Source organism: Streptomyces panacea (assembly GCF_040560175.1).
GTDB lineage: Bacteria > Actinomycetota > Actinomycetes > Streptomycetales > Streptomycetaceae > Streptomyces > Streptomyces panacea.
This window is the reverse complement of record NZ_JARJHW010000353.1, coordinates 1-2,406: the sequence shown is the minus strand read 5'-3', so window position 1 is coordinate 2,406 and position 2,406 is coordinate 1. Positions and strand designations below refer to the sequence as shown.

General features: G+C 71.2%; 2 protein-coding genes. Both read right to left on the bottom strand.

Going from position 1 to position 2,406, the window contains the following annotated elements; genetic code table 11:
* Positions 1-38 precede the first annotated feature (38 nt).
* Complete coding sequence (gene pstA / locus P3L51_RS35865) at positions 39-1,364, bottom strand: phosphate ABC transporter permease PstA (protein WP_354609549.1); 1,326 nt, start codon at positions 1,362-1,364, stop codon at positions 39-41.
* The coding region (gene pstC, locus P3L51_RS35860; RefSeq protein ID WP_354609548.1) for a phosphate ABC transporter permease subunit PstC at positions 1,357-2,406 on the bottom strand (1,050 nt) is incomplete at its 5' end. The genes pstC and pstA, both read right to left, overlap by 8 nt.

The following is a 2,406-nucleotide window of genomic DNA, read 5'->3' as shown; positions in this document are numbered from 1 at the left end:
CCGTGCCGCGGGCCGGCGGGCCGGAGGCTCCGTGGGGCTCAGTGGTCCGGTGGTGTGCCGGTCCCCCTGTCCGGTGGCCCGGCCGGCGCAGCGGCGAAGCCGCCGGCGCCGGGTGCCGTCCGGTTCCGCCCGCTCATGCGTTCGGCGTCTTTACGGGAGGCCAGTACCCTGCGGTGGGTCTGACGCCGGGTCAGTTCACCCGGCCCCCGCCCGCCGACGATCCGGGCCACGACGAAGAGCAGCAGGACCAGGCCCATGAGCAGCGCGGCGGCGCCGAACCCCCTGGCGATGAAGGCCGGTTGGGGGGACCGTACGAGCTCGAAGGTCGCCAGGGGCAGCGACACCTGGGGACCGCTCAGCGGGTTGAGGTTCATGTCGGAGGTGAATCCGGCGGTGAGCAGCACCGGCGAGGTCTCGCCGATCCCGCGCGCCGTGCCGAGGATGACGGCGGTGGTCAGTCCCGAGCGCGCGGTGGGCAGCGTGACGGTCCAGACCGTGCGCCACTGGCTGGCGCCGAGCGCGAGGGACGCCTCGCGCAGTGAGCCGGGGACCAGGCGGATCACCACGTCGGAGGCGCGGATGATGATCGGCAGCATCATCACGCCGATGGCCAGGGAGGCCGCCAGACCGGACTTGTCGAGGCCGAGGATGAGAATGGCGGTGGCGTAGACGAACAGTCCGGAGACGATGGACGGCAGCGCGGTCATCGCCTCGACGATGGTCCTGACGAACCGGGAGTAGCCGCCGGGGACCTCGTTGAGGAAGACCGCGCAGGCCAGTCCGAGCGGCACGGTGAGGGTCAGGGCGATGGCCATCTGCTCGACCGTTCCCGCGATGGCGTGCAGCATGCCGCCGCTGGAGAGCGGCTGGACCGGACCGGTGAGCGACATGTCCTCGGTGAAGAAGTTCAGGTACGGCAGCGCCGCCCGGCCCCGCCACAGGGTGTAGACGACCACGAAGGCGAGCGCGCCGACGACGAGCACGGCGAGGCTGTGCGTGATCACCGCGGCCACCCGGTCCCGTACCGCCATGCGGTTCTCGTTGAAGGAGACCAGCACCGCGTACAGACCGACGAAGGACAGATAGGCGACCACGACGAAGCCGAGCGGCGCGTCGAACGGGGCGATCCGGGTGAAGAGCACGACCGTCAGACCGAGCGCGGCCGCCAGGGCGCCGAGCAGCGCCCTGATGTCGCCGGCGCGCACCGTGGAGACGGCGCGGCGCGTCTCGGGCCGGCTGTCGTCCGGGGGTCCCGGGCGGACCGTCGGGAAGCCGGCGGCCGGGACGTTCTCGGGGCGCGGGTCCTTGGCGAAGGACGGGGAGGCGGAGGGGAGCACAGGGGCGGTCCGATTCATCTCAGGCATCGGTCCCCGCACCGGAGCGACTGCGGGCGACGATGGAGGAGGCGACGAAGTTGACGACCAGGGTCATCAGGAAGAGCGCGAGCCCGGCCGCCATCAGCGCCGACATGCCGAAGTCGCTGGCGGAGCCGTAGCGCAGGGCGATCAGCGAGGAGACGGAGTTGGTGCCGTTCTCCAGGATGCGCGGCTGGATGACGAAGGAAGGAGAAATGATCATGTAGACGGCGATGGTCTCGCCGAGAGCGCGGCCGAGGCCGAGCATCGTGCCGCCGATGGCACCGCCCTTGCCGAACGGCAGGACGACGGTCCTGATCACTCCCCACCGTGTCGAGCCGAGCGCGTAGGCGCCTTCCCGTTCGCCGACGGGCGCCTGGGAGAACGTCTCGCGCATGACCGAGCAGGCGATCGGAGTGACCATGAGCGCCACCACGATCCCGGCGATGAACGTCGAGGAGGTGTAGACGGTCGAGGTGGCCAGCGGATCACCCGGGTCGGCGCCGTTGACCTTGAAGAACGGGATCCAGGAGAAGTACGTGGAGATCCAGCGGGACAGCCCGACGATGTGCGACTGGAGGAAGAACGCCCCCCAGAGCCCGTAGACCACGCTGGGCACCGCGGCCATCAGGTCGATGACGCTGATCATGGTGCGTCTGATCCCGCGCGGCGCGTACTCGGAGGTGTAGAGCGCCGCGCCCATGGCCAGGGGTACGGCGAGCGCGATGGCCACCAGGCCGATCAGCACGGTCCCGGTGAGGACGGCCGCGATGCCGAAGTGGCGCGAGTCGGGCTCCCAGGCCGGCACGGTGATGAAGGAGCCCTTGGCCACCCGCAGGGCCTCCCAGGCGCGGTAGCCGAGGAACGTACCGACCAGCAGCATGATGGACAGCACCACACCGCCGCTGCCGCGGGCCAGGCCGCGGAAGACGCGGTCGGGCAGTCCGGCGGACCGCTTGAGCGTCCGCGGGCTGTCCGTCCCCTCGGTCACGGGGGCCAGGAGGGTCATCGGGTACCTGCCCCGGTGGCGCGGGTCCGCGCGGCGGGGGCT